This window comes from Bacillus sp. SYZHCR11, from assembly GCF_057196865.1.
Map to the genome: position 1 here is coordinate 1283309 of NZ_JBXUND010000001.1, position 24234 is coordinate 1307542.

The 24234-nt window shown below is 47.2% G+C and carries 29 protein-coding genes; 15 read left to right on the forward strand and 14 right to left on the reverse strand.

Annotated features, from left to right (window positions below):
* The first annotated feature begins 76 nt into the window (after positions 1 to 76).
* From hmoB to AC2CGA_RS05870, 3 genes are all read left to right on the forward strand, one after another.
* Positions 77 to 577 carry a heme-degrading oxygenase HmoB gene (gene hmoB / locus AC2CGA_RS05860; RefSeq protein WP_069448639.1) on the forward strand — a complete coding sequence of 167 codons (501 nt, stop codon included), beginning with the start codon at positions 77 to 79 and terminating at the stop codon, positions 575 to 577.
* Between the two features lie 117 nt (positions 578 to 694).
* Positions 695 to 2080, forward strand: coding sequence for a hypothetical protein (locus tag AC2CGA_RS05865; protein ID WP_003155225.1), 1386 nt, complete (start codon positions 695 to 697; stop codon positions 2078 to 2080).
* A 68-nt stretch (positions 2081 to 2148) separates the two neighbouring features.
* A complete protein-coding gene (locus tag AC2CGA_RS05870) occupies positions 2149 to 3336 on the forward strand; it encodes a M20 family metallopeptidase (RefSeq protein WP_014304730.1) in 1188 nt (395 codons plus the stop codon).
* Between the two features lie 22 nt (positions 3337 to 3358).
* Here AC2CGA_RS05870 and AC2CGA_RS05875 read toward each other — a convergent pair whose 3' ends face one another.
* The 3 genes from AC2CGA_RS05875 to ecsA are packed head-to-tail and all read right to left on the reverse strand — an operon-like array spanning position 3359 to position 6068.
* Positions 3359 to 4063 carry an EcsC family protein gene (locus AC2CGA_RS05875; RefSeq protein ID WP_003155229.1) on the reverse strand — a complete coding sequence of 235 codons (705 nt, stop codon included), beginning with the start codon at positions 4061 to 4063 and terminating at the stop codon, positions 3359 to 3361.
* A 42-nt stretch (positions 4064 to 4105) separates the two neighbouring features.
* The gene (locus AC2CGA_RS05880) at positions 4106 to 5332 is read right to left on the reverse strand and encodes an ABC transporter permease (protein WP_025852099.1); all 1227 of its coding nucleotides are present in this window, start codon (positions 5330 to 5332) and stop codon (positions 4106 to 4108) included.
* Positions 5325 to 6068: an ABC transporter ATP-binding protein EcsA gene (ecsA, locus tag AC2CGA_RS05885; RefSeq protein WP_003155231.1), complete on the reverse strand. Its 744-nt coding sequence runs from the start codon at positions 6066 to 6068 to the stop codon at positions 5325 to 5327. The genes AC2CGA_RS05880 and ecsA overlap by 8 nt, the downstream gene beginning before the upstream one ends.
* Before the next feature lie 490 nt (positions 6069 to 6558).
* Between ecsA and AC2CGA_RS05890 the strand changes: the two genes are divergently transcribed.
* The 3 genes from AC2CGA_RS05890 to AC2CGA_RS05900 all read left to right on the forward strand — a co-directional run bounded on the left by AC2CGA_RS05890 (position 6559) and on the right by AC2CGA_RS05900 (position 8851).
* On the forward strand, positions 6559 to 6996 hold the full coding sequence (locus tag AC2CGA_RS05890; RefSeq protein WP_003155232.1) for an HIT family protein: 438 nt from the start codon (positions 6559 to 6561) through the stop codon (positions 6994 to 6996).
* A 136-nt stretch (positions 6997 to 7132) separates the two neighbouring features.
* Positions 7133 to 8212 carry a 3-phosphoserine/phosphohydroxythreonine transaminase gene (gene serC / locus AC2CGA_RS05895; protein ID WP_025852104.1) on the forward strand — a complete coding sequence of 360 codons (1080 nt, stop codon included), beginning with the start codon at positions 7133 to 7135 and terminating at the stop codon, positions 8210 to 8212.
* A gap of 120 nt (positions 8213 to 8332) precedes the next feature.
* Entirely contained in the window at positions 8333 to 8851 is a 519-nt protein-coding gene (locus AC2CGA_RS05900) for a tryptophan transporter (protein ID WP_003155234.1), read from the forward strand.
* A 57-nt stretch (positions 8852 to 8908) separates the two neighbouring features.
* On the opposite strand, the gene yhzF is transcribed toward AC2CGA_RS05900, so the two are convergent.
* Complete coding sequence (yhzF, locus tag AC2CGA_RS05905; RefSeq protein WP_007409223.1) at positions 8909 to 9100, reverse strand: membrane protein YhzF; 192 nt, start codon at positions 9098 to 9100, stop codon at positions 8909 to 8911.
* A gap of 117 nt (positions 9101 to 9217) precedes the next feature.
* Here yhzF and AC2CGA_RS05910 point away from each other — a divergent pair, with 117 nt between their 5' ends.
* Positions 9218 to 9574 carry a YtxH domain-containing protein gene (locus AC2CGA_RS05910; protein ID WP_007409224.1) on the forward strand — a complete coding sequence of 119 codons (357 nt, stop codon included), beginning with the start codon at positions 9218 to 9220 and terminating at the stop codon, positions 9572 to 9574.
* 179 nt (positions 9575 to 9753) lie between these two features.
* Positions 9754 to 10365 (forward strand): HTH-type transcriptional regulator Hpr, encoded by a 612-nt coding sequence (locus AC2CGA_RS05915; RefSeq protein WP_003155240.1) that lies wholly within the window; start codon positions 9754 to 9756, stop codon positions 10363 to 10365.
* Here the strand turns inward: AC2CGA_RS05915 and AC2CGA_RS05920 are convergent.
* Complete coding sequence (locus AC2CGA_RS05920; RefSeq protein WP_003155243.1) at positions 10362 to 10703, reverse strand: YhaI family protein; 342 nt, start codon at positions 10701 to 10703, stop codon at positions 10362 to 10364. The genes AC2CGA_RS05915 and AC2CGA_RS05920 overlap by 4 nt on opposite strands.
* 211 nt (positions 10704 to 10914) lie before the next feature.
* On the opposite strand from AC2CGA_RS05920, the gene AC2CGA_RS05925 reads away from it, so the two are divergent.
* Together AC2CGA_RS05925 and AC2CGA_RS05930 are read left to right on the forward strand one after the other, a co-directional pair.
* Entirely contained in the window at positions 10915 to 11445 is a 531-nt protein-coding gene (locus AC2CGA_RS05925; protein WP_007409225.1) for a DUF3267 domain-containing protein, read from the forward strand.
* 60 nt (positions 11446 to 11505) lie between these two features.
* Positions 11506 to 11724, forward strand: a complete 219-nt coding sequence (locus tag AC2CGA_RS05930) for a hypothetical protein (RefSeq protein ID WP_003155245.1) — start codon at positions 11506 to 11508, stop codon at positions 11722 to 11724.
* 56 nt (positions 11725 to 11780) lie between these two features.
* On the opposite strand, the gene yhzE2 is transcribed toward AC2CGA_RS05930, so the two are convergent.
* The gene (gene yhzE2, locus AC2CGA_RS05935; RefSeq protein ID WP_003155248.1) at positions 11781 to 11867 is read right to left on the reverse strand and encodes a sporulation protein YhzE2; all 87 of its coding nucleotides are present in this window, start codon (positions 11865 to 11867) and stop codon (positions 11781 to 11783) included.
* Positions 11868 to 11991: 124 nt separating this feature from the next.
* Complete coding sequence (yhzE1, locus tag AC2CGA_RS05940; protein WP_017417375.1) at positions 11992 to 12078, reverse strand: sporulation protein YhzE1; 87 nt, start codon at positions 12076 to 12078, stop codon at positions 11992 to 11994.
* A 158-nt stretch (positions 12079 to 12236) separates the two neighbouring features.
* Between yhzE1 and AC2CGA_RS05945 the strand changes: the two genes are divergently transcribed.
* Complete coding sequence (locus AC2CGA_RS05945; protein WP_003155249.1) at positions 12237 to 13088, forward strand: peptidylprolyl isomerase; 852 nt, start codon at positions 12237 to 12239, stop codon at positions 13086 to 13088.
* Between the two features lie 39 nt (positions 13089 to 13127).
* On the opposite strand, the gene AC2CGA_RS05950 is transcribed toward AC2CGA_RS05945, so the two are convergent.
* The 6 genes from AC2CGA_RS05950 to AC2CGA_RS05975 all read right to left on the reverse strand — a co-directional run bounded on the left by AC2CGA_RS05950 (position 13128) and on the right by AC2CGA_RS05975 (position 20849).
* Positions 13128 to 13355 (reverse strand): sporulation YhaL family protein, encoded by a 228-nt coding sequence (locus AC2CGA_RS05950; protein ID WP_007409227.1) that lies wholly within the window; start codon positions 13353 to 13355, stop codon positions 13128 to 13130.
* A 114-nt stretch (positions 13356 to 13469) separates the two neighbouring features.
* Entirely contained in the window at positions 13470 to 14414 is a 945-nt protein-coding gene (gene yhaM / locus AC2CGA_RS05955; protein WP_003155251.1) for a 3'-5' exoribonuclease YhaM, read from the reverse strand.
* Between the two features lie 73 nt (positions 14415 to 14487).
* Positions 14488 to 17370 (reverse strand): ATP-binding protein, encoded by a 2883-nt coding sequence (locus AC2CGA_RS05960; RefSeq protein WP_139885195.1) that lies wholly within the window; start codon positions 17368 to 17370, stop codon positions 14488 to 14490.
* Positions 17367 to 18590, reverse strand: coding sequence for a metallophosphoesterase family protein (locus AC2CGA_RS05965; protein ID WP_014304725.1), 1224 nt, complete (start codon positions 18588 to 18590; stop codon positions 17367 to 17369). Before AC2CGA_RS05965 ends, AC2CGA_RS05960 begins: the two co-directional genes overlap by 4 nt.
* Positions 18591 to 18700: 110 nt before the next feature.
* Positions 18701 to 19960 carry an ABC transporter permease gene (locus tag AC2CGA_RS05970; protein WP_014304724.1) on the reverse strand — a complete coding sequence of 420 codons (1260 nt, stop codon included), beginning with the start codon at positions 19958 to 19960 and terminating at the stop codon, positions 18701 to 18703.
* Positions 19953 to 20849 carry an ABC transporter ATP-binding protein gene (locus AC2CGA_RS05975; protein WP_003155257.1) on the reverse strand — a complete coding sequence of 299 codons (897 nt, stop codon included), beginning with the start codon at positions 20847 to 20849 and terminating at the stop codon, positions 19953 to 19955. Before AC2CGA_RS05975 ends, AC2CGA_RS05970 begins: the two co-directional genes overlap by 8 nt.
* A 105-nt stretch (positions 20850 to 20954) precedes the next feature.
* Between AC2CGA_RS05975 and AC2CGA_RS05980 the strand changes: the two genes are divergently transcribed.
* Positions 20955 to 21140 (forward strand): YhzD family protein, encoded by a 186-nt coding sequence (locus AC2CGA_RS05980; RefSeq protein ID WP_003155259.1) that lies wholly within the window; start codon positions 20955 to 20957, stop codon positions 21138 to 21140.
* A gap of 24 nt (positions 21141 to 21164) precedes the next feature.
* Here the strand turns inward: AC2CGA_RS05980 and AC2CGA_RS05985 are convergent, their stop codons facing one another.
* Entirely contained in the window at positions 21165 to 21932 is a 768-nt protein-coding gene (locus AC2CGA_RS05985) for an enoyl-CoA hydratase (protein WP_003155262.1), read from the reverse strand.
* Positions 21933 to 22117: 185 nt separating this feature from the next.
* On the opposite strand from AC2CGA_RS05985, the gene AC2CGA_RS05990 reads away from it, so the two are divergent.
* The 3 genes from AC2CGA_RS05990 to AC2CGA_RS06000 are packed head-to-tail and all read left to right on the forward strand — an operon-like array spanning position 22118 to position 24218.
* Positions 22118 to 22471 carry a hypothetical protein gene (locus AC2CGA_RS05990; protein WP_007610381.1) on the forward strand — a complete coding sequence of 118 codons (354 nt, stop codon included), beginning with the start codon at positions 22118 to 22120 and terminating at the stop codon, positions 22469 to 22471.
* A gap of 27 nt (positions 22472 to 22498) precedes the next feature.
* Positions 22499 to 22996 carry a cation:proton antiporter regulatory subunit gene (locus tag AC2CGA_RS05995; protein WP_003155265.1) on the forward strand — a complete coding sequence of 166 codons (498 nt, stop codon included), beginning with the start codon at positions 22499 to 22501 and terminating at the stop codon, positions 22994 to 22996.
* 7 nt (positions 22997 to 23003) lie between these two features.
* On the forward strand, positions 23004 to 24218 hold the full coding sequence (locus tag AC2CGA_RS06000; protein ID WP_003155266.1) for a cation:proton antiporter: 1215 nt from the start codon (positions 23004 to 23006) through the stop codon (positions 24216 to 24218).
* The last annotated feature ends 16 nt before the right edge of the window (positions 24219 to 24234 follow it).

Sequence of the window (24234 nt, forward strand, 5' to 3'; positions counted from 1 at the left end):
GAATTATGTCAGAATGAGTCGCCAATAGAAACTTATACCACTCTTTTGATATACTAGCAAGCAGGAGGTGGCTGATATGAAGGTTTATATTACATACGGGACAGCCGATTTTTTAAAGACGATTGCCAAGAAACACCCGAGTGAGAATATGGTGCTGATGCAAAGGGAGGATAATGCGGTTTTAATTCATGAAACAAATGGAGAAACCGTTTTTCAGGCGCCCCATTCCTATGAAAGCATCGACAGCGTCGGGGAAATCAAAAATCCGGGCTACGCCGTCCTCAACAACATCGCCGTTACCCAGGAAGGCCGTCCGCTGTTTGAAAACCGGTTTAAAAACCGCGCCGGCAAAGTGGAAAATGAACCCGGTTTTAAAGCCATCCGCGTATTAAGACCGCTCGAAGGCGATACGTATGTCATTTTGACCCTGTGGGAAGAGGAAAAAGCCTTTCAGGATTGGCAGCAGTCAAACTCTTATCAGGAAGCTCATAAAAAACGCGGAACATCTGCCGGTATCGACACGACGTCTATTTTTTCCCGTCCGTCTTATGTAACCGCTTATTACGCAATAGACTGAAAACCGCCGGAGATTCTCCGGCTTTTTTGATGTCCCGATTTTACGCATCCTTCTTTGCACCTTCCGCCCGCCTATGAATACCCTGTAGCAATCCTATTTATAAACGGAGTGGTTCAATTGGGGATCGGCGTCTACTCGGTACATCTGCTTTATGTTGCTTTTATCGCGGCCATTATCGTTTTTATGCTTCTCAGAAAAGATACAACCTTTATTTCACTCGCCGGCATTTTTGTGATTGCGCTATGGACGACGCATTCATTCTCCGCTTCGGTCAGCAGCCTGTTTCACAGCTTTACGTATGCCGCCGGAGAATTGCTGCCGACGATTTTTATCATTTGTTTTATCGTGGCGATGAGCGGCCTTTTGACCAAAACCGGTATTAATGAAGCGATGATTTCTCCGTTTGCAAAGCTGATGAAAGGGCCGGCTGTCGCGTATTGGGTTATCGGCTGTCTGATGTTTGCCATCTCTCTTTTTTTCTGGCCGTCACCCGGGGTGGCGCTGATCGGCGCTGTGCTGCTTCCCGCAGCGATCCGGGCGGGCCTTTCTCCGATCGCTGCGGCTATGGCGATGAACCTGTTCGGCCACGGATTCGCTTTATCGGGGGATTACGTCATTCAGGCGGCCCCGAAATTAACGGCCGATGCCGCGGGCATCCCAGTGAGCGATGTCATGCAGGCAAGTATTCCGCTTGTTTTGATCATGGGGTTAACGACGACAATCACCGCTTTCTTCCTCATCATGCGGGATCGAAAAAAAACGAAGGCCCCCCTCTCCTTGGACAGCTCCGGTTCTTTGGACACAAGTATGTATCTGCCGAAAAAACTCAGGGTGATCCTGGCGGTTTTCATTCCGCTTGTTTTTCTCGCCGATATTATCTGCATGATCGTATACCGCCTCCAAGGAAACGATGCGACGGCACTCGTCGGAGGAACCGCGATCGGCATTCTCCTGATCATTCATTTCATTGTATATAAAGAGCGGCATTTAGAAAAGATCACCGAGTATTTTATCGGCGGTTTTCAATTCGGCTTTAAAGTATTCGGCCCCGTCATTCCGATCGCGGCCTTCTTTTATCTCGGTGACGCGGGGTTTAAAAATATTTTGAACACCCCGCTGCCGAAAGGGTCTGCGGGAATCGTCAATGACCTCGGACTGGCCCTGTCCCATTCTTTTCCGATGTCCGGAGAATTCGCCGGCATCGCCCTGGCCGCAGTCGGTGCGATTACCGGGCTCGACGGGTCAGGGTTTTCCGGTATATCTCTTGCAGGCTCGATGGCAAAGCTGTTTTCTGCCGCGCTTCATACGGACCCGGCCGTTTTAACGGCGCTGGGCCAGATTTCAGCGATCTGGGTCGGAGGCGGAACATTGGTCCCTTGGGCACTGATTCCCGCTGCGGCTATTTGTAAAGTTGACCCGTTTGAGCTTGCCAGGAAAAACTTTATCCCTGTTGCGGCCGGACTTATCGTCACGACCATCGCCGCCATCATCATTCTCCCGTAGCAAAAAGATTGAAATCTTCTGACATTTTCTATACAATCATGGGAAAAGCAGACGAGGGGGCATCGCTTTTGACGTTAACGACACTTCAAAAAAGCTTAAACGCTCAGCTTGACGGGCTGTATGAGGAAATGGTTGAAATCAGGCGTCACCTTCACATGAATCCCGAGCCATCCTTTAAGGAGAAAAAAACACCGGCGTTCATCGCCTCATTTTATGAAAAGCTCGGCGTCCCCATCCGGACGAATGTCGGGGGCAACGGTGTCACAGCCTGTATTGAAGGCGGTGAACCGGGACCGGTCGTGGCACTCAGAGCTGATTTTGACGCTTTGCCGATACAGGATGAAAAAGATGTGCCCTATGCTTCACAAATTCCCGGCGTCATGCACGCCTGCGGGCATGACGGCCATACGGCGGCTCTGCTCGCGGCCGGAAAAGTGCTGTACCGCAACCGGGAAAAACTGAAAGGGTCATTTGTGATGATCCACCAGCACGCTGAGGAATTATCTCCCGGCGGAGCAAAAGCAATGATTGAGGACGGCTGCCTCGAACATGTCGATGCCATTTTCGGCACACACCTATGGGCGACTGAACCCGTCGGAACGGTCTTATGCCGCCCGGGCCCAGTAATGGCCGCCGCTGACGGCTTTACGATTAAAGTCATCGGCAAAGGCGGTCACGGTGCGATCCCTCACGATACGAAGGACGCCGTTTTAATCGGCTCACAAATCGTCACGGCTCTTCAGCATATCGTCAGCCGGCGGGTAAATCCGGTGCAGCCGGCCGTCATCTCAGCCGGCTCGTTCACCGCTGAAAATCCGTTTAATGCGATTGCCGATCAGGCAGTCATTTCAGGCACCGTCCGCTCGTTTGACGAAAGTGTGCGCGGCCTGCTCGAAGCAGAAATAGAAGCCGTCGTAAAAGGAATCTGTTCCATGCACTCCGCTTCCTATGAATATCGTTTCAAACGCGGCTATCCCGCCGTCGTCAATCATCCTGAGGAAGCGGCGCACGCGGCGGCAGCCGCAGCGGAAACAGACGGCGTTACGAAAGTCGTTGAAGGAGAGCCGCAGATGGCGGGAGAGGATTTTTCCTATTATCTGCAGCATACAAAAGGCGCTTTTTTCTTTACGGGCGCCGCTTTAGAAAACGCGGAAACCGTTTATCCTCATCACCACCCGAAATTTGATTTTAATGAAAAAGCGATGCTGACAGCCGCCAAGGTGCTTATCGGCGCCGCGGTAAGCTACCCCCGCTGACATAAAAAAAACAGCCGGTACATTACGTACCGGCTGTTGTAATTCTTAAATGAAAAACGTGCCTTGCCGTCTCACCGAGCTGTGACAGCAGTTTATAATTGGCCGCTCCGCCCACGGCGGCTCCGACGACCGGCAAAAGCTGAAACAATTTCACCACGTCCAGATAATCGCGGTATTCCTGCTGAAAAACTCTCCAATCGACATCATGCTTTTTCGAATCCCACTGTTCAATCATTGAGTATATGCGTTTCCGCTGTTCACCGCTTGAGAAAGCCAGCTGAAAAATAAACAGCAAAAACAATCGCTCATCCCTGTCTTTCACATCATAGCCGTAAATGGAGGCAAGATCGAACAGACATTTCATTTTAATGGATAGCAGCAAAGGAAAATCAGCCATTCCTAAAAAAATTCCGCCGGCCCCCGTACCGATACCTTCAGCTGCCGCGACCTTTTGGTACGATGCGATGGTTTGTCTGGCGAGAGCATCTTTTTCAGCAAGCGTCATACCGTTTGTATCCCGCTTGCTTTTCACCAGATTTGAACCCGCCATTGTTGCTTCGGTCATTTTTTTAATGCTTTCTGTGATGACGGCATGAATTTTTTCGGGAATCCGCTCATTTATTTTCGCCTGCATTCCTTTAGAAAAGCGTTCAAGCATGGAATCTTTGCGCAAAAAACGCGCTTTCCATTGCAGTGCTTCCTGTACCAGCTGCTGATCGTCGGTCATCTGTGTCTCCTTCTTTCATTGAGGTTTCAAAAACCCGATTGATTACAGCTTGCCGTACTTTTTCAATCTTCCGCCCATATACGATGGCATGATCACAAAAATCAGAACGGCTGAAGCAACGGCCGCATACAGCGCCCCGCTGACTCCCGCGGCATAGGCTGACGCTGCGCAGAACAGCAGCGCCTGCACGGTTAATGACGATTTCATCAGCGAAAAGAAACTTTGCAGCTTCGCTTTCTGATTGACCGGGTAAAGCTCCTGCAGAGAAAGATGATGAAAATGCCCGAACAGCGGAAGAAGCTGTATTCCTGTAATAAAGACGGTAAATACGGTTAACGCCGCCGTGATCCACGGATTGGCGGAAACGAGCATAATAATCAGGATAAAAATAATCGTGAGCCTGACCTGAATGCCGAGATAATCATTTGAACGCAGAAAGGCCCGCGCATACATATAGGAGAACGTTTTCCGCTGCTCAAACGGAATCATTCTGAGCAAAAAGTCGAGATACGCCCGGCGTTTTGCCTGTTTTTTCAGGTGAGGCACATCGGTAAACAGATTGGCGATTCTGTAAAACCGCTGCTTCCTTCTTAATTCATATTCAATATGAGCTTCCCATTTTAATGATTTATGTTTTGCGGCCGATGTGAAATACACATAAAGGCCGGCCATCACAATGTAGACGGCGGCAGCGTACACATAAAACGACTGTAAGACGAAGTATAAAAGCAGCATATTGCAGATAAAGCGTATGACCGCATCCATCATTTTCATGCTTCTGTCATTCATAAACGTCATCCGCCACTCCATGGCCTGATTCCACGCTTTTACCGCCAGCATCTGAATAAATATGGCGGCATACGACGCAAGCGACGCCCCCGGACTTACAGCGAAAAACAGAGGCATGCATACAAGCGACAGAGCAATAAGCGGAAACAGCTGTGACAGATAGCTGTACTTAAATGAATGCTTAAAGTATGTCCCCATTTTCGGTTCAAGCGGCAGCAGAAACACGAGGTCCGCTTCCTTTAACAGCGTCCGGACGTATGAACCGGTCAGCACAAATGAAAAGAGCACCGCCATCACCCAAAAAGAGGGAAAATGAACGGGAATGTCTTTGACCCACTTGCTGTACCAGCTCGCCGCGCCGGCAATAAAAAAGATCAGCACAATGACGAGATGATCATTGAGCATATATTTCATATACATTCTGGTTTCCTTTATATGCTCTTCAAGCCGGGACTGCCAAATAGTAGACATATTATTCATGGCCGGCGTCTTCCTTCGTCAGTTCAATATACAAGTCATCAAGAGCTGCGTCTTTCATGCCGAACTGCTCTCTCAGTTCTTCCAGTGTGCCGCTTGCCCGCACTTCGCCGTTATGTAAAATAATGAATGCGTCACAGTAGCGCTCTGCCGTAGCCAGGATATGCGTTGACATCAGCACGCTTGATCCGGCTTTTTTCGCGGCGTCCATCCGCTCCAGCAATGCATTGATCGCAAGCGGGTCAAGGCCGAGAAACGGCTCGTCAATGATATAAAGCGAGGGCTCCGCGAGAAACGCGCACATGATCATGACCTTCTGCTTCATCCCTTTGGAAAAGTGAGCGGGAAACCATTTCAGCCTTTTTTCCATTCTGAATTCTTTCAAAAGCGGAGGAAGCCTTTTTTCAAGCGTTTCTTTGGAAAGGCCGTACGCCATGGCCGTCAGCTCCAGATGCTCTTTGAGCGTCAGTTCTTCATACAGCACCGGCGTTTCGGGGATGTACGTAAATTGCGAGCGGTAGCTTTCCTTATCCTCCGAAAACGTCTTGCCGTTCAGCTCGATCGAGCCTTTATGCGGGTCCATTAATCCGATAATATGCCGGATCGTCGTGCTTTTGCCCGCGCCGTTTAATCCGATGAGTCCGACAATCTGGTTCGGCTCAAGGGTGAATGAAACATTTTTTAAGACCGGGTTTCTCGTATAACCGCCGGTTAAGTCTTTTACCGATAGCAGAGACATAATTTCTCCCCTTCTGATTCGTTTTTCTTCATAGTACCAAAAATAAAGTCTGATTTGAAACGATTCCCTTTTTTTCTCACGTGAAAAGCGTGCATAGTTATCGTTTTGGCGGACATCATAATGTATGTAGAAGGAAACAGCTTTAATCAACTGAAAATGAGGTGTTTATAAAAGACGTCTTAGAACAGTTGGATGAAAATCAACATGTCCTGTGCTTACAATTTCTTCACACACTGCTTTGATGATGTTCTTCATTCATGATGAAATAATCAAATGAGGTGTTTGTCCCAGGAATGATTAAGCAGACCCATAAGTCTTCATTTTAAAAACAAATGAGGTGCTTACAAAAGGCATATTTAATTTTCTGTGATAAAGCTCGTACTTCTGCATCAGGGTGAACGCGCAGCCGTTCATCCTGTTTTTTGTTTTGACCGTTTTTGTGGTACGATGAGAATATACATATATTTCTTTTCAGGGAGGAAACCCATCTATGCACAAAGCGGACGATTGTATTTTCTGCAAAATCATTGCCGGTGACATTCCGTCTTCAAAAGTATACGAAAATGAACATGTTGTGGCGTTTCTTGATATCAGCCAAGTCACAAAAGGCCATACGCTCGTGATTCCGAAAACACATATCGAAAACGTGTACGAGTTTACGCCTGAGCTTTCTAAAGAATATTTCGAAGCGGTGCCGAAAGTCGCACGCGCCATCCGCGATGAATTCGAGCCGATCGGGCTGAATATTCTCAATAATAACGGTGAAAAAGCGGGCCAATCGGTGTTCCATTTTCACATGCATATCATTCCGCGTTACGGAAAAGGCGACGGTTTCGGGGCTGTCTGGAAGACCCACGCCGAAGACTATACGCCTGACGATCTTCAGGAGATCGCTTCAACCGTCAGAAAACGGCTTGCCTCATCTTAAAGATGAGGTTTTTTTGCGTCCGGCAACACAAAAAACATAAAATTATATTTTTTCATATCAAAAAAATCAAAAAATTGTGATAGGATAATTGTATTATTTCTTACACTAAAGCGGAAAACAGGGAGAGATCGTAAACATGGAACGTACAACGAATTTCAATGCAGGACCCGCAGCCCTTCCACTGGATGTGCTGCAAAAAGCACAGAAAGAATTTGTCAACTTCAATGACACCGGCATGTCCGTCATGGAGCTGTCCCACCGAAGCAAAGAATATGATGCGGTGCATCAAAAAGCAAAAAGCCTTCTGAAAGAACTGATGGATATTCCCGACGATTATGATATTTTATTTCTTCAAGGCGGCGCAAGCCTTCAATTCTCCATGCTGCCGATGAACTTTTTAACGCCGGAGCAAACGGCTCACTTCATCGTAACGGGCGCATGGTCTGAAAAAGCACTCGCCGAGGCGAAACTGTTCGGAAACACATCCGTCACGGCAACAAGCGCAGATTCAAACCACAACCATATACCGGAAGCGGACCTCACAGGAATCAAAGACGGCGCCTACCTGCATCTTACGTCCAATAACACGATTTTCGGAACGCAGTGGAAAGAGTTCCCGAATTCACCGATCCCGCTCGTAGCCGACATGTCAAGCGACATCCTGAGCAGAAAAATTGATGTCAAAACGTTTGATGTCATCTATGGCGGCGCCCAGAAAAACCTCGGCCCGTCCGGCGTCACGGTCGTCATCATGAAAAAATCATGGCTTGAAAACGAAAACGCCAACGTCCCTAAAATTTTGAAATACTCCACTCATACAAAAGCCGATTCACTGTATAATACGCCGCCTACATTTGCGATTTATATGCTGAGCCTCGTCCTTGAATGGCTGGCTGAAAACGGAGGTGTCGAAGCGGCTGAACGGCGCAATCAGGAAAAGGCCGACGTCCTGTACGGCACAATCGACGCAAGCGGCGGGTTTTACGCGGGGCATGCCGCAAAAGACAGCCGTTCTCACATGAACGTCACGTTCACCCTCCGCGACAGCAGTCTCACGAAAAAATTCGTTGAAGAAGCGAAAGCGGCTAAAATGACCGGACTCGGAGGCCACCGCTCAGTCGGAGGATGCAGGGCGTCTATCTACAACGCCGTCAGCCTGGCTGATTGTGAAAAACTGGCTCAGTTTATGAAAAAGTTCCAGCAGGAAAACGAATAAATTTCTTCTAACATAACGGTTCCTTTGATATACTGTTTGCATATCAATTTTTCCGGCCATCGCAATAAATGACGAGCATATTATTGGATGGCGAAAAAGCTTAGCAGAGGAGAGCTTAGTATGAAAACAAAAGAATTAGTCATTATGGCCCTGTTTGCGGCAATCGGAGCGGTGCTTCATTCCATTATGCCGCCGGTATTATTCGGAATGAAACCCGATATGATGCTTGTGATGATGTTTATGGGTATTCTGTTATTTCCCCGTGTGCAGAACGTGCTGATGATCGGGATTGTAACGGGAATCATTTCCGCACTCACGACATCTTTTCCGGGCGGACAGCTTCCGAATATCATTGAAAAACCGGTAACGGCGTTTCTGTTTCTCGCGCTGGCGCTTTTGGTGAAAAAGAGCGTGAAAACAGCGGCCGCCGCCGTCATTACAATAGCCGGCACCTTCATCTCCGGTTTGCTCTTTCTGGCGCTGGCCCTTCTGATTGTCGGCCTGCCGGGCGGATTCACCGCCTTGGTGCTCGCGGTCGTCCTTCCGGCGGCTGCGCTGAATGCGATCGCCATTATCATTATGCATCCGATTGTGCAGACGATCTTAAAACGGTCCAATATGATTGAAACGGTGAAATAACCGCATACCGAAACCTCTTCCGGCCGGAAGAGGTTTTTTAATGTGTTTCAGCATGTTTTATACGAGAAGTTTTGTGAAAAAGATAAGGAACAATGCGAGGGCGGTTCCTGCTGAGCAGACGATGGCCTTTTGGCGGACGACCCGCTTCGGCGGATAAGAAGCGGCCTGGCCGAGCAGTTTCAGGTAATAAACGGCGCCCGCCGCAAAGACAAGAGCCATACAAGATAAAACAATCATAAAGACAGACAACCTTCTCCCTCCTTTTCCCTTAAAAAATATGCTAAAATAAAGCAAGCTATGTATAGAAGTTTATTCTTCTGAACAAAAATGATAAAAGTTATGAGAAAAAAAACGGGGTGATTTTAAATGGCTGACGGACGTTCCCTTTTAACAGGCCTTTTCGTAGGCGGATTGATCGGAGGCGCAGCGGTGTTACTTTCGGCTCCTTCATCCGGAAAAGAGCTGCGGGGCAAAATCAAAGCGAATTGCAATTCAATTGAGGACACAATCAAACGGTTAAAAAAAGACGGAATGGCGCTTAAGGACCAGCTTGTCCAAACGGCGAAAGAAAGCGCAGAAGTCATTAAAGACGTAGGCGGAGAGCTTCAGACCAGCATTAAAAGGTGGCAGGAGGAAATCAAGCCGCACCAGCAGGATCTCCAAAAGGAAATCGCTGATATTGAAGAGAAAATCAGACAGCTGGAGAAAACCTTACAAAACTAATATCCTATACAACCAAAAAAAGTGCGGGCATATTGCGTTCCGCACTTTTTTTTGCGGTTTAAAGCCTTTCACAGCAACGGATTAAGAATTTATTATAAAATTCTTAAATTTTCATCTTTATTAATCTTTATTTTATTGGCATAATAGAGGAAAAGAAAATGTGAAGCAGGTGATCTGTATTGAATCGTGTTGAACCGCCTTACGATCTAAAAGAAGCTTTAATCTATACCCAAAAAATGGCGCAGCTGTCCAAAGCACTCTGGAAATCTATCGAGAAAGACTGGCAGAATTGGCTGAAGCCGTACGACCTTAATATTAATGAGCATCATATATTATGGATTGCCTATCAGCTTAAAGGAGCTTCTATTTCAGAAATCGCCAAATTCGGCGTTATGCACGTATCAACTGCATTTAACTTTTCAAAAAAGCTTGAAGAACGGGGATATCTGAAATTTTCCAAGCGGCTGAATGATAAACGGAACACGTACATTCAGTTAACAGAAGAAGGGGAAAATGTATTCGAAAGCCTGCTTGAGGAGTTTGACCCGTCTAGAAACGCGGTGTTTAAAGGCTCACAGCCGATCTACCACTTATTCGGGAAGTTTCCGGAAGTTGAAGAATTAACCTGTGTCATCCGCCACATTTACGGCGAAGATTTTATGGAGATATTCGAGAAATCATTGACAAACATAAACAATGATTTTGATAGTGAAGACGGAAGGCTGAAGAAAAAAACGGACGAATCGGCTGTCCATGAAACGGCTGAAGAGCTGGAACCGATCAACAGTTAATCAAAGTGCTTCATAATCTCAATAAATTCTTCCATCAGCGCTGTATAAAGCCCCTGCTCATACAGAGCAAAAATCGTTTCATGAACATCTAATTTTTCGTTCAGCTGTCCCGCAAAAAGCGCAAGAAGCTTGTCAAACGTCACAAAGCCTTGCGCTTTTTGCGACTCCAGCTCGTCCTCCAATTCGCGGCAGATCCGCCCGACCTCTTCTCCTTCTTCTTCGGTCAGCCCTTTTTCAATCATCATCGCATAAAAAGGGTACTTATCCATATCCACCGTTTTCACCAGCAATTGTATGTAATATTCTAAACGCCCGATACGCTGATCCATTGAATCCATCCGTTTCACTTCTTTCTATCTTTAATCTTATTTTAGCTGATAATGAATGGAGAAGAAAGGTTAAACCGTACATTTCCATGTTTCACCGAGCTCTTCTGTTCTTCCCTTTCCGGGGTTATTTTTTTTCTTTAAAAAAGGATTGATTTTTTCTCCTGAAGAGAGTAAATTATTTTGAGATTGTATTCCATCTTTGTACGGAAGGATGACTCTGATGAATTGCTGGAAAACCATTAATCTGATCAAAGATTATGGTGCGGTTCGTTTATTATTGACTGCTGTAGGTTTTATGATCCTGTTTTTTATATGCAACTTCTTGGCATTCGGGCTGCTGCGTCCGAATATCAGTTTAAGTGACGGGCACGTGTTTGCTTTTTGTGTTCTGCTCGTTGTTACTTTATTTGTACATAAAGTCATACATGTCCTGCCGATGATCTGTAAAAAAAGAAAAAAGGAAATGAAAATGTACTTCTTGCGGATGCCGACATGGAAAGGCATACCGAAAACGACGATGCTGATTTCTACGATCAGCCCGTTTTTATTCATTACGCCGCTATTGTTTTATGCCGGACTGGCATTTCCGAGACACGCTCATTACTTTTATATGATTTCGAGCATTCATGCGGGTTATTGCCTGCCTGATCTTCTGTTTGCGCTGCACCTGGTCAAAGCGCCCAAATCATGTCTGATTGACCAGGAATCCGACGGTTTTGATATTTTAGTAAAAAAAGTGCCGGAGTCTTGATATCCCGCTGATTTTTCAGGTTACATTCTATCTTTTTTAATAAATATTTGGTAATGTAATATGGGAGCAGTTCAGAGAGAGGGGGAATCTCCCATCATTTTATTCTATTTTATCGTGGCTGCCCTGTTTATTCTTTATTTTATAAACAGGCTCACAAATACATTATGCCTTGTCAGAGAGATTCCTGAAGACCGGCAGGATAAGGTATTCCGTTTTATTAATGTATCTATTTTAATTTTACTGATCTCTTCATTCGTCGAGATCTCCTTTACTGTGTAAACAGGCAAAAAAATATGGCTGACGGAGGTCTGACCCCCGACAGCCATATTTTTTTCTTAATAAAGCCAAGAAGCGCCGATGATGATCAATAAGATGAACAGAACAACCAATAATGCAAAACCGCCTGCAAATACTTCACCCATCTCCAAAAGCACCTCCTACAAAACGTTTTATTTTTCCAATTACATCATATGCAATTTACTTCTGAAACGATTAGGCGCCCGGGTAAGAAAACGGACCGCTTTTAGAAAAAGCGATCCGTTTCGCTTAACAAATGTAAGCTGCACCTACGATGATAAGCAATATGAACAGTACTACGAGCAGTGCGAAACCGTTTGAATATCCTCCGCCCATGGTTCATTACCTCCTTTTCATGATCAATATATTTGTATGTATCAGGAAAAAGTTTGACTAGACGAATGCCCTTTATTTAAAATCTTTTTACAGAAAGCCACAATATGTTATGATACGCATATGCAATTTAATTTGGATGATTAGGAGTGTTTAAAGGAATGAAGAAAATCGCGATAGCAGCTATTACGGCAACGAGCGTCCTGGCTCTCAGCGCTTGCAGCAGCGGCGACAACGACGTGATTGCCAAGACGGATGCCGGAAATGTAACAAAAGGCGAACTCTACACGAATATGAAAAAAACCGCGGGCGCAAGTGTGCTGACACAGCTCGTACAAGAAAAAGTATTAGCAAAAAAATACAAAGTATCGGATAAAGAAATCGATAACAAGCTGAAAGAGTACAAAACGCAGCTCGGCGATCAGTACAGCGCCCTTAAACAGCAGTACGGCGAAGATTACCTGAAAGATCAGGTGAAGTACGAACTGCTTGCACAAAAAGCGGCGAAAGACAACATCAAAGTGACTGACGCTGATACGAAAGAATATTACGACGGCTTAAAAGGTAAAATCCGCGCGAGCCACATTCTTGTCGCTGACAAAAAGACAGCTGACGAAGTGGAGAAAAAACTGAAAAAAGGCGAGAAGTTTGAAACGCTTGCGAAAGAATATTCAACTGACAACTCAAAAGACAACGGCGGCGACCTTGGCTGGTTCGATAAAAAGTCAATGGATGAAACATTCAGCAAAGCTGCATTCGGTCTGAAAGTCGGACAAGTCAGCGATCCGGTCAAAACAAAATTCGGTTATCATATCATCAAAAAGACAGAAGAACGCGGCAAATATGATGACATGAAAAAAGAATTGAAAGAAGAAGTTCTTAAACAGAAATTAAACGACAACTCAGCTGTACAGGCGGCAATTCAAAAAGTCATGAAAAAAGCTGACGTAAAAGTGGAAGACAAAGACTTAAAAGACACGTTTAACACTTCAACTTCTTCTGAATCTAAATAAAAAAAACTGTGCGGACTCTCGGCGAGCCGCACAGTTTTTTTATGCGATGGAATGATTGGAGTTTTCTTCTGCATCCGCGTTTTCACTTGCGGGCGCCGCCATACGGCGCTCGCGTTCCTGTTCCATCCGTTCAATATACACCCTTCCTTCTTTTTCAATAAACGACTGGTCAAGCTTTTCCTCTTCTTTAGCTGTTGTGAAAAGCTTATAGGCGCTGAAAATAATTCCGATAATGCAAAGGTATACCCACCAAGGAAAAAATAGCACGTCGGTTTCCTCCCTTTTTCACCCAGAGTCTTTATTCTAAGCTATGCTTGATAAAGACAAGTTATGAGAGCTGAACGTAAAAAAGACCGATCATAGAGAATCGGCCTTTTTATCTTATTGATGGAACGTCGGTTTGTAGAAAGAACGGTTTTCCAGCGCAAATACACGCTCTGTGTATTCGCCCGGCTTCACCCGTTCCAGCGCTCTGTCCATCATGATCATTTTTGCATCCAGATTGTCAATGTAGTGCAGAATTTCCGCTTCTTTCACCATCGGCGGTTTCGGGCTTCCCCATTCCGCTTTTCCGTGATGGCTTAAAATCAAATGCTTCAGAATCAGCACTTCTTCAGCGTCAATCTGAAGCTCTTCGGCTGCTTTTGAAAGCTCTGTCACCATGATCGAAATGTGCCCGAGCAGATTCCCTTCCACGGTGTACGTCGTGGAGACGGGGCCTGAAAGCTCTTTTACTTTGCCGAGATCATGCAGAATGACTCCGGCATACAGTAAATCCCGGTCAAGAGACGGATACAGATCGGCAATCGCTTTTGCCAGGTTCAGCATGGACACTACATGATACGCGAGCCCGGAGACGAACTCATGGTGGTTTTTAGCCGCCGCCGGGTAATCCATAAACTCAGCCGCATATTTTTTGACCAGATGTCTTGTGATCCGCTGGATATTTGGATTTTTCATTTCAAAAATGTATTGAGTGACGGTTTCCATCATTTCATTTTTCGGAATCGGCGCCGTTTCCAGAAAATCATCAATACTGACATTTTCGTTCTCGCCGGCCGGCCGGATGTTTCTCAGCTTAAGCTGGTTTCGTCCGCGATAGTGATGGACATCTCCGATCACCTTCACGATCGTCTGCGCCGCGTACGTTACTTCATCAGTCGGCTTGGCATCCCACAGCTTCGCTTCGATATCTCCCGATTGGTCCTGCAGCATTAACGTCAGGAATGGTTTTCCGTTGCTTGCGATTCCCTTAGTCGAAGATTTAATCAGAAAGTATTGATCGACCTGCTCGCCGACCTCGTGCAGCATAATACCTTTTGCCATTCTATTAAAAGCTCCCTCCATATCTTACATAATACCAGTATAGCACATACCTCTTTTTTGAAAATAAACTCTTTTATGACAGGAGCCGCATGACTTGTCCGCTGTGAAAAGACCGGCTGACATGCTCATGGCAGGTGAAATAAAGTATCTGCCGCCCGCCTTCTGAAAGCTGATTCAGCACATCAAACAGCCGCTCCAGCCGCTGCCTGTCAAAATGGACAAAACTGTCATCAAGTAAAAACGGAAGTGATACCGCAGATTCCCTCTCTGACGCAAGGGCAAAACGGATCGCCGCATAAAGCTGCTCGCATGCCGCCTGTGACAGTTCGCCTGCTGAAAACACAGTTCCGTCTTTCCGCATGACCATAATGGAATCATCCGCCTCGGAGAAATACAATTTATGGTAACGTCCGTCCGTAAGCGGTCCGTATAATGCACCGGCGGTTTCTAACAGACGGGGAAGCGTCACTTTTTTATGCCGCTCCATTTTTTCCCTGATGATGTGTCTGACCGTCTGTAATGCGGCCCACTCTTTAGCGGTTTTTTTCACGCGCTCCTTCTGCATTTCTGTCTGCTGTTTTAAATCGGATACAAGCCCCGAGGACTCCAGCTGCTCTTGTTTCACCGTTAATAAAGCGGTTTTCTCACGGAGCTGCGCGCTTTTTTCCTCAAGCGTTTTTTTCTCTGTTTCCTTCTGAACGACTGTATGTTCAAGTTCGGACACTGTGCGGCTCATATACGGCTCAAGCTGTTTTCCGCCTATGCCGGACAAGTGCGTTTTGATTTCACGCAGCTGCCGCTCTGTTTCCCGGCGGCTTTCATTCAGCCTGGCGAGTTCACAAAAGTGTTCGCGGTTTTTTGCGCCTGCCGCCATGAAAAGCTGTTTGACCTGCTGTTCGTAGTAATGGACTTCTTCGTTTAATTCACGCATTTGCTCTTGTGCATGCTGCAGATCCGTTTCGAGCGCCTGCTTTCGTTTTGCTTCCTCACGGGCCCGTTCCGCCTGTACCAGCAAAACGCGCAGTCTTTCTTTTACGGACAGCTCCCTTCCGTCTGAAGGACTCAGCTTTTTGACCCGGTCCTCAAATGCTCTTTGCAGCTTTTGCAGCCGGCCCGCTTCAATGGTCAGCTCATGCTTATTAAGGATTTCTTTTTTGACATCTTTCATCACATGATATGCGTCAAGAAGATGGGAAGGACTTCCTGAAAAACCCAGTTCCTTCATAAAAAGTTCCGCCTGTTTTTCAGACGGCGCCATTTCCGCCTCCCATTCTTCATATTGGCGGATGACTCTTTCATATGCCGCTTCTTTCTGTTCAAGCACGGCTTGATCCGCAATCAGCTGCTGCCGGTGCCGGCCGTCACGCCAAAGCTCTTCCTGCAGAAGGTCAGCCGCTTCTTTGGAGATCGTCGGCTTCTTTTTCTTGTGACCGGCCCCTCCTCTTTCTGACGGCAGCGGTTTTTGCATGCCGGACAGCATATACAGCAGCAGAGCGCCGGTAAAAAGGGCGGCGGGCAGCCATTCCTTTAACATAGCGAAAATCGCAATGAACAGAATGCCCGCACCGAGAAAGAGCTTTTTTTGTTTGGCGCGCTGTTTTTCCAGCTGCTGTACATGTGCCTGCCATTCGTTTCCTTCTGTATCAGCCGTTTGCTTATATGATTGTAAAGCGGCTTCTTTTTCTTTCCTGACAGCGGGGTCCAAAATGTTTTCCGCCGTCAAGGCATGTTTTCGTTCGGCTTCTTCCAGCTCCAGCCGCGCTTGTTCGAAAATCGCATCAAGCTGTGTCTTTCTTTCTCTTGCCTGTCCGGCGCTCTGCACGGCTTCCTGCAGCCGCCATTCATATTCATAATCGGTGTTCAGTGAAAGAATGCCGTCTTCCTCATGTCTTCCGAGCTGCTGCAATCCTGACGAAACGCGGGCAGATGTCTGCCGGATCTGTGATTGGATGGCGGCAAGCTGTTCGCCGCGCGATTCGTACATATGCTGCTCGCCGGAAAGCTCCTGCAGCTGCCGCTCTGTTTGCAGCAAGTCCTCATTTGGAGCGAGCAGCTCAGCCTGCCGCCTGAGTTCAGCCGCTTTTGCCCGAAGTCCCTCAAGACGGGCAGCTTTCGGATGGAGATGCGATTCGTATTTTTCAAGCTGATGCATCCCGTCCTTCGGGAATTGCTTCAATGCATCCGGATAAGAAGAAAGTTCGCTTTCCAAGGCTGTTTTTTTGTCTGCGAGCGGCTTTGCTTCTATCGCCGATTTTACTGTTTTGATTTCTTCAGTTATGTCTTTCAATCGTGCTTCGGCATCCTGCAAACGGCCGCCGGCGCTTTTTTTCTCTTCCAGAAGGCTGTGATAGCCCGCTTCCGCAGCTTCCGCCTGTTTCAGCTGGGCGCTGAGCCGCTTTAATGTATCCAACTCCTGATTTAAGCGGGGGTTCCGCCCGTTCGGCTTATACATCCTGTCAAGTTCTTTTGCCAGCCGCCCGTCAAGCTTTGCCGCCGCTTCCGACCCGAATAAGCTCGAATACAGGAGAAACTCGCCGATTTTGTCCCGGTTAAAAGCTTGAATCTCCTGCAGTCCGAATACATCGAACGAATAGATCGCCTCGTACAGCGCCCGATCTGTATCGGAAAGAAGCTGTTTGAGCCATTCTCCGTCCTTGATTTCGCCTGAAGCCGTATACACTCTGACTTTTTCGGCAGCGCCTTTTGTCCGTTCGATTTTGACGGCACCGTGATCGCCATGCTTCAATTCCACAGTGCCGCCGTAAACCCCGCCGTTTTTCGGTTCGTATTTTTTTGATTTCGGAAAACCGAACAGCACGCTTTTGATGAAGGACATCAATGTTGTTTTGCCCGCTTCATTTAATCCGTAGATCACTTGCACGGGAGAATCTGACAGCTGAAAACTTCGGTCGGAAAATTTTCCGTATTGGTAAATATGCATTGCCGTTATTTTCATCGCTGAAGCTCCTTCATCTGGCGTCTTAAAACGGCTTGAGCCTGCCGCTTAATATCCAGTATCTCTTCATCTGTAAATGAAGTGATCTGACGCCGATATACGGGATGACGCTCAAGGGCTTCAAATACACCGCTCATGTCCGCGCATTGTTCTATGTCCTGAAGCAGCCCTTTAAAAAACGGATCGGGCGGCACGCTGTCTGTTTCATCCGTCCGATCCTCAAGCGCAAGCGGCCAGACGAAACATTCCTCTTCGGCCTCTTCCTCCTGTAAAGCGGAAAGAAACTCCTCTGCGATGCCTGCGGGCGCCTCCGTCCAAAAGCGGGGCGCCGCGCCGCGAAGCACCAGCCTGACACATGCCGGGCGGCCCGCCGCGCGCAAGCCGGAGAATGTATCCGATGCGGCTTTCAGAAGTGAAGTCATATGTTCAGCTCCTGAGATATCAAGATCAATTTCCTCCCATAACACATCATGCGCTTCTTTGAATTCCCAAGACATCTCACCGTTTGCCGCCCGGACGAGATAATATCCCTTAGGCCCGGTTTCTTTTAAATGCCGGGCTTGAATATTCCCGGGGTAAATAGCGGCGGGATGCTGGGCGGACAGAACCTGCCGTTTATGAATGTGTCCGAGCGCCCAGTAATCCATGCCGCTTTTTTCAAGGTCTTCTTTCGTAAACGGGCAGTACGGGTCATGCCCTTCCGCTCCTGATAACATGCCGTGGAGCATGCCGATATGATAAGGCGCGCCGGTCATTTTCCGGTAACGGGCCGCCTGATTGACCGTTACGCTTCTTTCCTGATAGCTGCATCCGTATATGCTTGCCGCAAGCTCTCCGTTTTTAAAGAAAGATTTTTCCTCCGGTGTACCCGAGGTGAATATATGTACATTTTCCGGCCATTCAATCGGCGTCCACTTACCGCCCAAATGATCATGGTTGCCGAATATGACGAACACTTGGATACCCGCTTCCTGTAATCTCGTAAACTGTTTTCTCAAAAACAGCTGGGCTTTTAAACTTCTGTTGGCTTCGTCAAACAGATCCCCCGAAAGCAGCACGAAATCTGCCTGCTCCCGGAGTGCCCCGTCCGTCAGACGGCGGACGCTGTGAAATGTGCTTTCTTTAATACGCGCATATACCGGTTCAGGCAGATTCGAAATGCCGTAAAACGGGCTGTCCAGATGCAGGTCAGCGGCATGAATAAACGTCAGATCAGCCATCTCGCCCTCCCCTTTCTGCAGATTGAATTACCCTTATTTTAGCACCGTTTTTATACGAATGCACGTTCTGTAAAATAAAAAAACAGCCCGGCTGTTCCGGGCTGTTTCATTTATTTTTTGGAGATGCGCAGCGCTTGTTTGATCGCTTTGAATCCGCTGGCGTTTCCGTAAATCAAAACGCCGCCTTTGTAAATTTTCGCGCCGACCGCCGCAAAGATCACGATAGTGACCAGTGTCAGGGCGATCCCGGCCGCAGCCTGCCAAAACGGGATATCGAGCATCCCGACGCGTAAAAACATAATCATCGGCGTGAAAAACGGAATGTAAGATGTAACGGTAATAAAACCGGCGTCAGGATTGCCGATGCCGAACATGGCGATCATAAAACCTGCCACGACCAAAAAAACCATCGGCTGAATCGTCTGCTGTACGTCCTCTATCCGGCTGACAACACTGCCGAGAAACGCGGCAAGCGTCGCGTAAAGAAAATAGCCGAGCAAATAGAAAATGACGGCATAGACTATCGTCGAGACGGGAACATCCGTAAAATTGAGAAATGCACTGATCGGCGACGACGCATCATTTTGAGGGTTCAGCTTCAGTGAGAGATAACCCGCTGCAATCAGCACCGCAAACTGTGTGATCCCCACGAGCGCGATACCGAACAGTTTGGCAAACATCTGCTGAATCGGCGGCATGCTTGAAATTAAAATTTCCATGACGCGGGACGATTTTTCCGTCGCCACTTCCATCGCAATCATGCTTGCGTACATGATAACTGAGAAGTAGATGACAAACAGCATGATGTATACAAGCCCCATTACCTGACCGAGCTCTTCCTCAGATTTCGCCCCTTTTTCCAGCGCGTCTTTACTGACTTCCGGCGGAGTGTAGAGGCTGCTGACTTTTTCTGCCGAAATGCCGAGCTTGGCGGTTTCGACAGCGGTTTTCGTCTGGGTTAAAGCCTGCTTGAGCAGTTTATACGCTGATTCATCAGAAATGGTCAGCGCCTTGTATGCTCCCGTTATCGTTCCTTTTTGATCCTGTCTGATGATAAACAGTCCGTCCCATTCACCGTCTTTGACACGCTTTACGGCATCTTTTTCGGACTCCTTCGTCTCCATTGCCTGCAGATCATTGTCTGTATCCGCCGCTTTAAGCTGTTTTGCAAACGCCGGGTACAGCCCGCCCGTTTCATCAATCACCGCGATTTGCTGCTTGCCGTCATCCGATTGAAACACGGAAATAATCGATTGCAGGTTGGTCACCGCTAATACTAATAAAACGGTAATGGCGGTCGAAATAATGAATGACTTTGTCGCGATTTTGTTTTTATATGTATGAAACAGCATAATCCAAAATTTATTCATATACGGCCCCCACCTTTTCTATAAAAATATCATGCAGTGACGGCTCTTCCAATTCGAACTTCCGTATAAAACCTTTCCCTTGCAGCGCCCGGAAAATATCCTGCGAAACCGGTTCATTCGCGACCTGCAGTCTGATTCCGTCATTTGTTTCCTTCCATTTCACGACACCTTCATGCGTTTTTAAAAAGCTGAGGTCATCATCTGAATGAACGGTGACATTTTTTTTGCCGAAAGACCGCTTAATGTCTTTCAGATTGCCTTGAACGACGGGTTTTCCCTTCTGGAGAATGCACAAATTCTCGCAAAGTTCTTCCACATGCTCCATTCGGTGGCTTGAAAAAACGATGGAAACGCCGCTGTTTTTCAAAGAAATAACCGCTTCTTTCAGCAGCTCGACATTCACCGGATCAAGACCGCTGAAAGGTTCATCGAGAATCAGCAGTTCAGGCTTATGCAGGACGGCCGAAATGAACTGGATTTTCTGCTGGTTTCCTTTTGACAGCTCTTCGACTTTCTTATTCTTGTAATCTGTAATGCCGAAGCGTTCGAGCCATGTCATGAGCTCTTTTTCCGCCTCTTTTTTGCTCATTCCTTTTAATCTCGCCAGATAGACAAGCTGGTCACTCACCTTCACTTTCGGATACAGCCCCCGTTCTTCCGGGAGATAGCCGATTTTTTCACTGATGGAATAATTGACCGGCTTCCCTTTCCAGGTGATATGCCCGTCAGTCAGGCTTAAAAGACCTAAAATCATCCGAAAGGTCGTCGTTTTTCCCGCGCCGTTTGCGCCGAGCAGCCCGAACATTTCCCTTTCAGGTATTTGCAGGTTCAAATTGTCAACAGCGGTAAAGCTGCCGAATGTTTTCGTTACATTTTCAATTGTAAGCACGAATCCAACTCCTTCCTTGACCCATTATATACTAATAATGGGTAAAAATTAATGGAGGATTTTAAATTCTTTATCCGAATATCATTCTATAAAGGGGGTGACATGATGGGACAATATGTATTGACCGCATTCCATGCGTCGGGAGAAACGCTGCTGGATGAACGGATCGAAGCAGATAATGAGGCGGAGGCGAAGGCCGCCGGAGAGGCTTTGTTAAAGGAAAAAAAGCTTGAGAACAGTACTCACCGCTTGGTAAATGAAGCCGGAAAGCTGATTTTATTCCACAGATAACAGAAGCTTTCCGGCTTCTGTATTTTACCGGTTAAATTGCGGCGTCCGTTTTTCTAAAAAGGCGCGGATGCCCTCTTTATGATCATCCGTTTTTCTCATATTTTCCTGGGCCTTTCGTTCAAGAGATAAAACGTCTTTTAACCGGCTGATATGGAGGCTCTGATAAATAGCCTTCGTTTCAATCATCGCTGACAGCGGCGCGTGCAGCAATCGGTCGATATACGGTTGTGCCCCCTCTGCAGGGCCGCCGCTGAACAGCCCGTCGGCAAGCTTGAGCCGCACCGCTTTTTCAGCCGACAATTTTTCACCGCTCCAAATCAGTTTTTTCGCTTCGATCTCACCGACGCGTCTCATTAATAAATAATGGCCTCCTCCGTCGGGAACCAATCCGATGCCGATGAAATTCATCGCGAGTCGGGCGTTTTCTTCGGCGAGCACCACATCGGCGCACAGCGCGAAACTCAGCCCGAGCCCCGCCGCGGCTCCGTGGATGGCGGCTATCACAATTTTTTTCATATCATAGAGCGTCAGCGTAATGGATTCAATCATTTTCATGAGCCGTTCATATTCTCCCGAATCATGATCCGACGTCATCATCTGGATATCACCGCCCGCGGAAAATCCCCGGCCTTCCCCCCGCAAGAGGACGATAAGCGCTTCGCTGTCGGCTGCCATAACGCATGCATTTTCCAATTCCCGGAGCATTTGTTCATTCAGCGCGTTGTAACTGTCAGGACGGTTCAGCACAATCTCTGCGATCTTTCCCTTTTCTTCATAACGAATATACTGCATGTTTACTCCCTCCTTGAATCCGCTTACATATTTTGTTCAAATGATATATTCCTTCCCCCGAAGCGAAACTCCTTTATTTTTCAAGGTCAACAGATACCGAAAAATGCATATCATTTGAAACTGAACATACATTTTTATATAGTGAAATTGATATACAAAACAAAAAGGGGGGAAAAACACCGATAATGAAATATGTGATACTCAGCTTGTTACTGAGCTTTTTTATGGTGCTGTTCCCCCCTTCGGATGTCGCTCTTCCTTCCCAATTGGTGACAGAAACAGACAGCCATGTACAAATTTCGGTCTACCCGCAGGAAACGGAATCGGCAAAGACGCCGGTTCAAACCAAAACCGCTCCGCAAGGCCTGTCAAAAGGATACGGTGCGTTATCCCGGATGATCTCCCTGTTATCTGTCAAACCTCTTGATCAATTCATTGATTCCACAATGGAAAGGACATGCGCCATTCCGATACAATACCAGTCAAATTACCTCCGGCATCAGACCATTTCTCATTGCCAATCTGTATTTACGGTGTAAAAACAGTATATTCCGGAGGGATTTTTTATGAATATTAAAGAAAACGATCTGCCCGGCATCGGGAAAAAATTCGAAATCGAAACGAGAAATCATGAAAAAATGACGATCATCATTCATGATGACGGCAGGCGGGAAATTTACAGATTTGATGACCGCGACCCTGATGAGCTTCTGGCAAGCATTTCACTTGATGATGCGGAAGCAAGACAGATTGCCGCGATTATCGGCGGGATGGTGTACAAACCGCAGGCGCTTGAATCGATTGAAATGGCGTTCAGCGATCTGATTATCGAATGGTTTAAAGTTGAAAAAGGGGCAAAAGCGGCAGGGCGGACGCTCGGCGAACTGGATGTGCGCCAAAACTATGACGTGACGGTTATCGCCATCATAAAGCATGACCAGAAAAAGTTTTTAAACCCGGGGGCTGATTCGCTCCTTGAAGCAAACGATACACTCGTCCTCTCAGGTGAAAGAAAGCATCTGAAAAAACTGATCCAAGACTTCCTCTCCAGAGACGGAGTGTGATCTGTTTATGGACCATCTCGTATTTGAAGTCGGTACGGCGTTAGTTCTTGTGGCCATTGCGAGTGTCATCGCCAATAAAATTAAATTCTCGATCATCCCCTTCCTGATCATTTTAGGAATGCTTGTCGGGCCGCACGCGCCCCAGGCGGGCATCATTGATCTGACGTTTATCGAAAGCCGGGAAGTGATTGAATTTTTCGGACGGATGGGCGTCCTGTTCCTCCTCTTTTACCTCGGGCTTGAATTCTCAGTCGGAAAATTAGTCAAATCCGGACGTTCAATCGCCGCCGGCGGAACGATTTATATTCTGATTAATTTCAGTTTAGGGCTGATCTACGGATTTATCACGGGCTTTTCCTTTTTGGAAGTGCTTGTATTGGCGGGCGTCATCACGATATCATCCAGCGCCATTGTCGCAAAGGTGCTTGTCGACTTAAAGCGCACGGCCAATCCGGAAACGGAGCTGATTCTCGGCATCATTATGTTTGAGGATATCTTTCTGGCGGTTTACTTATCCGTCGTTTCCGGGCTTGTTCTGGGAGACGCGACGTCTGTCGGGGGCGCGCTGATGTCAATCGTGATCGCTTTCGGATATATGCTGCTGTTTTTCATTGCCGCCCGGAAATTGCCGCCTCTGCTGAACAAGCTGCTTGATATCCGTTCAAACGAGGTATTTGTCATCGTCATTTTCGCCGCGCTCTTTTTCATTGCCGGCTTTTCCGAAACGATTCATGTCGCTGAAGCGATCGGCGCGCTCTTGCTCGGGCTCGTGTTTTCGGAGACGGCCCATTCTGACAGGATTGAGCATCTTGTCGTGCCGTTCCGTGACTTTTTCGGCGCCATGTTTTTCTTCAGTTTCGGCCTCAGCATTGATCCGTTTTCACTCGGAGATGCGGTATGGCTCGCCCTCGGCGCCGTTCTGCTGACGATTGCCGGAAACTTTATCGCCGGCATGATCGCCGGGCGCCGGGCGGGGCTTTCTCATAAAGCATCGTCCAATATCGGGCTGACCATTGTGTCCCGCGGCGAATTCTCCATTATCGTCGCAAATCTCGGCATCGCCGGCGGCCTGTCCGCTTCACTTAAACCTTTCGCCGCCTTATATGTTTTGATACTGGCCATCTTCGGCCCTTTGCTCACGAAAGAATCGAAGCGGATATATCTCCTGCTGAACAGCGTATTCAAATGGAAGACGCCTGAAAAGAAGCCGCAGAAATCATAAAAAAAAACTGACCTCT